The sequence below is a fragment of the Roseomonas populi genome (assembly GCF_024594815.1).
GTDB classification, from domain to species: domain Bacteria; phylum Pseudomonadota; class Alphaproteobacteria; order Acetobacterales; family Acetobacteraceae; genus Roseomonas; species Roseomonas populi.
In genome coordinates, this window is record NZ_JANJOU010000032.1 from 60546 (window position 1) to 67188 (window position 6643).

At 69.6% G+C, this 6643-nt stretch carries 7 protein-coding genes; 4 read left to right on the forward strand and 3 right to left on the reverse strand.

The window, feature by feature from the left end:
• Window positions 1-25: 25 nt before the first annotated feature.
• The 3 genes from NRP21_RS25150 to NRP21_RS25160 all read left to right on the forward strand — a co-directional run bounded on the left by NRP21_RS25150 (window position 26) and on the right by NRP21_RS25160 (window position 2884).
• The gene (locus tag NRP21_RS25150) at window positions 26-1042 is read left to right on the forward strand and encodes an NAD(P)H-quinone oxidoreductase (RefSeq protein WP_257718993.1); all 1017 of its coding nucleotides are present in this window, start codon (window positions 26-28) and stop codon (window positions 1040-1042) included.
• Entirely contained in the window at window positions 1039-1818 is a 780-nt protein-coding gene (locus NRP21_RS25155) for a helix-turn-helix domain-containing protein (protein ID WP_257719000.1), read from the forward strand. Before NRP21_RS25150 ends, NRP21_RS25155 begins: the two co-directional genes overlap by 4 nt.
• 163 nt (window positions 1819-1981) lie before the next feature.
• Window positions 1982-2884, forward strand: coding sequence for a DMT family transporter (locus NRP21_RS25160; protein ID WP_257718994.1), 903 nt, complete (start codon window positions 1982-1984; stop codon window positions 2882-2884).
• Between the two features lie 13 nt (window positions 2885-2897).
• Here the strand turns inward: NRP21_RS25160 and NRP21_RS25165 are convergent, their stop codons facing one another.
• From NRP21_RS25165 to NRP21_RS25175, 3 genes are read right to left on the reverse strand one after another with little or no spacing between them, the layout of a single operon-like run.
• The gene (locus tag NRP21_RS25165) at window positions 2898-3653 is read right to left on the reverse strand and encodes an HpcH/HpaI aldolase family protein (RefSeq protein ID WP_257718995.1); all 756 of its coding nucleotides are present in this window, start codon (window positions 3651-3653) and stop codon (window positions 2898-2900) included.
• A 3-nt stretch (window positions 3654-3656) separates the two neighbouring features.
• Window positions 3657-4583: a DUF6282 family protein gene (locus NRP21_RS25170; RefSeq protein ID WP_257718996.1), complete on the reverse strand. Its 927-nt coding sequence runs from the start codon at window positions 4581-4583 to the stop codon at window positions 3657-3659.
• Window positions 4584-4596: 13 nt separating this feature from the next.
• The gene (locus tag NRP21_RS25175) at window positions 4597-5508 is read right to left on the reverse strand and encodes a cupin domain-containing protein (protein ID WP_257718997.1); all 912 of its coding nucleotides are present in this window, start codon (window positions 5506-5508) and stop codon (window positions 4597-4599) included.
• Between the two features lie 943 nt (window positions 5509-6451).
• On the opposite strand from NRP21_RS25175, the gene NRP21_RS25180 reads away from it, so the two are divergent.
• On the forward strand, window positions 6452-6643 hold a 192-nt coding region (locus tag NRP21_RS25180), incomplete at its 3' end, for a hypothetical protein (protein ID WP_257718998.1).

Here is a 6643-nt window from a genome sequence, read left to right on the forward strand (position 1 = left end):
CGCGGCGCACCGGGGGAAGAGCGCCATGCGGGCGATCGAGATCAGGGGTAAGGGCGGGCCGGAGGTGCTGGCGCTGGTGGACAGGCCGGTGCCGTCCCTCCGCCCGGGAGAGGTGCTGGTGCGCGTGGCCGCCGCCGGGGTGAACCGGCCGGACGTGCAGCAGCGCAAGGGGCTCTACCCGCCGCCGCCCGGCGTGACGGACATCCCCGGCCTCGACGTGGCGGGCTTCGTGGAGAGCGCGGCGCCGGACGTGGCCTGGCCGCGGCCGGGCGATGCCGTCTGCGCCCTCGTCGCCGGCGGCGGCTACGCGGAGCTCTGCGCCGTGCCCGCGCCGCAATGCATGCCGGTGCCGCGCGGTCTGTCCTTTGCCCAGGCGGCGACGCTGCCCGAGGTGTTCTTCACTGCCTGGAACAACGTGTTCTGGCTCGGGCGACTGGCGGAGGGGGAAACCCTGCTCGTCCAGGGCGGCACCAGCGGCGTCGGGCTCGCCGCGATCCAGATGGCGCGGCACCTGCGCGACGCGCGGGTGATCGCGACGGGCAGCTCCGGGGAGAAGCGCGCGGTGTGCCTGGAGTACGGCGCCCACCATGTGGTGGACTACCGCGAGGCGGACTGGCCGGAACAGGTGCGCGCCCTGACCGGCGGCGGTGGCGTGGACGTGATTCTGGACGGCCAGGGCGGCGACTACACGCCGATTGAGATGGGCCTGCTGGCGGAGGACGGGCGCCTCGTCCTCATCGCCAGCCATCGGGCCCCGCGGGCGGAGATCAGCACGCGGGACGTGTATATCCGCCGGTTGACCCTGACCGGATCGACCCTGCGGAGCCGCCCGCCAGCCTACAAGGGCCGCATCGCGCGGGAGCTGGTGGAGCAGGTCTGGCCGCTGATCGAGGATGGCCGGATCCGCAGCCACATCTGCGGTGTCCATCCGTTGGAGAGGGCGGGGGCGGCGCAATCCGTGCTCGACGCGAACGCGCAGATCGGCAAGCTGGTGCTGACGGTCTCCGGCATGGCGGAGGCCGTGCCGGAGCCCCTGACCTGAGCGATCCCCCCGTCCAGTCCGTTCTCCGCGCCGTCGCGGTGCTGAAGGAGCTGAACCGGCAGCGCACCACCACGGTGGAGGAGTTGTACCGGGCGACCGGGCTGCCGAAGCCGACGATCATGCGGCTGCTCGGCACGCTGATCACCGCGGGGCTGGTCACGAAGGCCAGCCGCGGGCTCGGCTACCACGTCACCTCCGACGTGCTCTCGCTCAGCGCCGGATACCATGGCGGGCCGCTGGTGGCGGAGGCCGGGCGGCCCTGGGCGGCGGACCTGACGCGGCGGCTGCGCTGGCCCGCCGCCATCGCCGTGCTGGACGGGGCGCGAATGGCGATCAGCGTCAGCACCATCGCGGACAGCGCGGTTTCGCCCTTCCACAGCTCCGTCGGGTCGCATCTCAGCCTCGTCACCCGCGCCCTCGGCCGCGCCTACCTCGCCTGGTGCCCGGACACGGAGCGGCGGATCCTGCTGCGGATGCTCCTTGCCTCCCCCGATCCGGAGGACTGCCCGCCGAACCTGGAGCGCGTGATCCGGGGCATCGTCGCCTCCATGCGGCAGCAGGGCTACGCGCTGCGGGACCCGAAGGTGGAGCCGCGCTCCTCAGACACGGTGGCGGTGCCCATCGCCTTCGGGGGCGCGGTGGCCGGCACGCTCGGCCTGAGCTACTTCCGCTCCGCCGTGAACCACCGCGCGCTGACGGAGGAACTGGTGCCGGCGCTGAAGGAGGCGAGCCGGGAGATCACCGCCTCCATGGAGCGCCTTCAGCGGGGCGCCTGAGCCTGGGGCGTGTCGCGGGCCTCATCGGTGGTGCATGCAAGGACAGGCGCGGCTCCGGTTCCTTCCGCCAGTATCCCCTCAGGCCTGGCCAGGGCTAGGATACCGCCACGACGGCGTGGCGCCGAGCCGATCCTGAGAGGGCGGAGAGAATGGCTTGGAAGGGTTGAGGTCGGGAACGGAAGCCCGCCGGAGCTCGACGGCTTCGGCCGCCATCGGGCTCACGGTCCTCTCGGGGCTCCTCTACGTCCTGGGCTACGCGCTCTCCAGGAACCTGGTCACGGATCACGGCCTGAGCCCCCTCCAGGTCACCTTCCTTCGCTGCGTCGTGATCCTTGTCATCGGCCTGGCCGCAACCTCCTGGCCGGGGAACGGGATGACGTGGCGCCGGCTGCTGCGGCCCGAGAAGGCGTGGCAGCAGAGAGCCGCGGCCGCCGCGCTCGTCGTCTCGAACGCGCTCGCGGTGCTGGCCTACACCCTCCTGTCCGTCACCGCTGCCTCGGCCCTCGGCTTCACCGCACCGCTCCTGCTCGCCCTCCTCGGCGGGCTCTTCCTGCGTGAGCGGGTCTCGCTCGGCCGCTGGCTCGGAACGCTGATCGGCTTCGCCGGAATGCTGCTGATCGTGAGGCCGGGCGGTGAGGCCAGCGCGCTCGGCATCGCGGCGGCCTTCGCGGGCGCGCTCACCTATGCCGTCTATCAGATCTTCGTCCGCCGCCTCCGCGAGGTCGCCACCACGCTCGACACGATCATGCAGGTCGCCCTGGTCGGGGTCGTCCTGCTGGCGGTGCCGGTTCTTGCCGACTGGCGCCCGGTCAGCCTCGTATCCGCCGGACTGGTCGTCGTGGTGACCGCCGTACAGACGGCCGCGCTGGCAAGCATCGCGGCGGCCCTGCACCGGGGCGAAGCGTCGCGCCTGGCGCCCTGGCAGTTCTCCGGGCTGCTCTGGGCCATGGCGCTCGACGCCCTCCTCCTGCATGCCGCGCCGACGCCAGGGGGCCTGTTCGGCGCTCTCCTCGTCATCGGCGGTGGCGTGCTGGCACAGACGCTCAAGCCCCCGGAACGCACCTAGCCGGGAACACGCCCTAGTGGGCGAGGTCGGCCTTCAGGGCCTGCATCGCGCCCACCAGCATCGCCGTGGTGTTGAAGCAGACCATGCCGGTGCCGGCCGCCTCCAGCCGGCGCACGTCCTCCGCCGTGCGGCCCACCGTGGCCCGCGCCACGCCGGCGCGCCTGGCGGCCTCCGCGATGCGGGTCACCGCTTCCTGTACCGCGGGATGCCGGATGTCGCCCGCATGGCCGAGCGAGGCGCCCAGGTCGCCCGGACCGATGAAGACCGCGTCGATCCCGGGGACGGAGACGATCTCGTCCACCACCGGCAGCGCCTCGGCGTCCTCCACCATGATGATGACGATCGTGTGCCGGTTGCGCGTGGCGTAATAGGCCTTACTGTCCCCCGTGCCGTAGGCGGAGGAGCGGGAGAGCGCCACGCCCCGCTTGCCCTCGGGCGCGTAGAGTGCCCGCTCCACCACCTCCCGCGCGATTGCGGTGCTGGAGACGTGCGGAACGAGGATGCCATCCGCTCCGGCATCCAGCACGCGCTGGATGCTCGCCACCGATCCGTCGGGCACGCGGACCAGCCCGGCCATGCCGTGCAGGGCGGCGGCGCGTAGCATGTCCTCGATCGTCTCGATGCCGGCCGGGCCGTGCTCCGTGTCGATGATGACGAAATCGTAGCCGCAATGCCCGGCCATCTCGACCGTGGCGGCGGAGGGCGTGCCGATGAAGAAGCCGAGCAGCCGCTCGCCCCGGCGCATCCTTTCCTTGAAGCCTTCCGACATGCCTCAGGCCGCCTCGTCCAGGCCGACGAGCCGCGCCGCGTTGAGGGAGACGAGCTTGCGGATGTCCTCCTTCGGCACCTGCTGGTCCAGCAGCAGCCGCACCACCTGGCGGAAGCCCTCCACCGGCCGCGGCGAACCCATGAGGCCGAGGTCGGAGGAGAGGATGGTGCGGTCCACGCCGGCCACCTCGATCAGGTGCACCAGCTCCTCCGGCGTGAACTTCTTCGCCTTGCCCTCCACCCACATGCAGATCGAGTGCTCGATATGGGCGCCGATGGAGACCAGCTCCCGGATGTCGTCGTCCGTGCAGCCGATGAGGTAGGTGGGGTGGTTCACGAGGAGGCGGTTCACCCCGCGGCGCTTCGCCTCCGCGAAGACCTTGATCATTTCGGCCGCGTCCAGGTGGCCGCCCGCGAGGATGATGTCGGCCTCCGCGATGATGTCGAGGACCTGCTTCGTGCTGTCCAGCAGCTCCCCGTTCGCGTCGGTCGCGCGCAGGGGAATGGGGTCCAGCATCCTCTTCGCCGTCTTCGGGAAGGTCTTTCCCTGGCCCGAAGCCTGCTCGATGTGGTTCGCGGCCGAGAGGGTCGGCATCCACACGATCTTCGCGCCGATCATCGCCGCGTGGTTCACGGCGTGCGGGTTGATGCCCCCGGAGGCATTGTTCAGCGCGATGCCGGAGAAGAGCTTCACCCCCAGTTCCGGGAAGAGCTTCTCCAGCACCATGGCGTGGGGCGTGCCGAGGTAGAAGTGGTCCTTGTAGAGCAGCGCGCGGAACCCCGCCGCCGCGCAGTCCAGCATCGCCTCGTGGTGGTCCAGGATGCGGGGCATGGCGGCCGGGCCGCTGTGGCAGTGCAGGTCCACGGCGCCGACCAGCAGCTCGGCGGCCTCGGTGTCGCGGGCGAGGTTGTCCTCGACGGTATCGCTCATCGGATGGTCCCTCTCAGGCCCCTTCGGGCATCGGGTAGTCGTCGGCGTTCAGGACCCAGCCGGGCTTCTTCGAGAAGTCCATGCGGGGCGGGCAGAAGATGTCCACGAGCTGGTTCAGCCCGTGCCGCTGGGCGCGCGTGGTGTGGATGGAGGGCGGCGGGATCACCGCGACGGAGGGGGAGCCGCAGAAGGCGTGCTCGTCCTCCCGCCAGTGGTGCATGTTCGGCGTCCAGGGCCAGCGCAGGTCGTGGATGAACTCGCCGTCCAACGCCAGGGAGCACTGCTCGAAGTCGTCGTGGTGGTGCGGGGAGAGCTTCGTGATGTCGCGCGGTTCCATGCGCGGGTCGAGGTAGTTCACCATGAAGGTGGAGCCGCGGAAGATCCGCCCGAAGCGGCCAGGCTCCACATGCACGTCCAGCCCGTAGCGCCGGATACGGTAGCCGTCCTTCGGCGCCGGCCAGGCCTGCAGCGGCGGGATCAGCGGGTTCGGCGTGGCGTAGGCGTCGTTGTTCGGGCAGCGCGCGACGAGGTCATCGGCCAGGGTGGTGAAGAGGCGGACGATGCGTCCGCCGCGCGGGATCTCTATGCTGCTATCGCCCGGCGGGACGAAGACCACCGCGTTGCCCTCGCAGGCCTGTTGTTCCCCGCCCGCCGTCACCTGCGCCGATGTGGCGACGTCCGGGAGGATGAGGACGTACTCGTCCTGCTGCCCCTTGCGTTCAAAGCGCGCCCCATCCCGGGCCTCGGTGTGGATGACGACGAAGTTCTGACCGCGCGCGTACCAGCTCCGTCCTTCCGTGCTGTCCTCCTGGGGAGGTGTTTCGTAGAAGCGGACGTAGCTCGGTGGGGCGTAGCCGCCGGCCGGGACGGCGCGGCCCGTTCCGGCCGACGCCAGGGATGCGCGCGGGTCCGACTTGTCATACATGGTCTGATATCCTCGTGCGGCCGCTGGTGGAGGCAATTCCGCAAGCCCGCCTTGTAATGAGCAGGGCCGTGTGAGGCGGCGCCCGGGGCGGTTCGAAGGAACAGTTGCGGCCTGTGATCATCGTCGTCGCGGCGCCTCTGCTACCGGCAGAGTTGCGGGAGCCGGTAGCAGGTACGCTAGTCGTGACGTGCCGGAGCGCCCTGCGGAATCTGCTGGCATTCCGGAATGCGGAATTGTCGGGACATCCCGCCTAGAGATCACGAGAGCCGGAAGACACGTGCTTCAGAGCCGCGGCCCGTTCCATGGCGCAGCGTCGTCCCGGGGACATGATCGGGCGGCGATGGGGCCTACGACTTCCCACGACGGAATCGCCATTCACCCAGCCCCGCTACGCCGTCGCTCTCTGTCGCGTCTGGAAGGCAGATCAGCACCAACGTGGGTCTGGCGCGGACGCTGACGGCGAGGGCGTGCCGGCACTGCGGGGTAGGGCGGTGTGGACCCGCACAATGGTAGCTCCGGTTATGGGGCGGATGCCATCCAGGGTCAGCTCTGCCCGCCTGGGGTCGTGGTGCAGTACGAGGGCCATGAACCTGCTGACCCGGGCCATGTCAGGCCTGCCGCCGAGACGGCCCCACTTGTGGTCGCTCATCGCGCCCCTTTTCACCCCGCCTTCTCTCCGCGAACCCGCTCCCGCCAGTTCGGGACTGTCAAAAGTTGCACTACATGCAACCCAGGGTTGCGATAAGATTTAACATAGTGCAATTTCGAAGTGGATATAATTGGTTCATGTAAAGAAACGAAGACAAAAGCGGAGGGCATTCGATGAAAACGTAAGAAAAAATTACAGTTCTCTTTCCCGTCGTCACACACCCCGTCGTTCGAGGCAGGTTGGCTTCTTGTGCCCGCAGGCCTGCTCCGCGACGCATGCCCTGGAGCGCATATCGTGCCGAACCGTGCTGTTCCGAATTCGTCACAGGCACAAGGCAGCAGCTACACCTTTGCCATAACTTACGAGAATGCTGGTCAGGGTAAGTTGGCTGGTGGCGTTGCGACGTTCGGGCAGGTTTTTGCGAAGGGGGAGCTGCCGGCGGGCGCGGGGCTGATCGAGACGATCAACGGGGCGAGCTCGGCCGTC

Bases quoted from the DNA above. Each gene is read 5' to 3' on its own strand.
- NRP21_RS25165 (WP_257718995.1), bottom strand. From the start codon at position 3,653: ATGTCGGAAGGCTTCAAGGAAAGGATGCGCCGGGGCGAGCGGCTGCTC.
- NRP21_RS25150 (WP_257718993.1), top strand. From the start codon at position 26: ATGCGGGCGATCGAGATCAGGGGTAAGGGCGGGCCGGAGGTGCTGGCG.
- NRP21_RS25170 (WP_257718996.1), bottom strand. From the start codon at position 4,583: ATGAGCGATACCGTCGAGGACAACCTCGCCCGCGACACCGAGGCCGCC.
- NRP21_RS25175 (WP_257718997.1), bottom strand. From the start codon at position 5,508: ATGTATGACAAGTCGGACCCGCGCGCATCCCTGGCGTCGGCCGGAACG.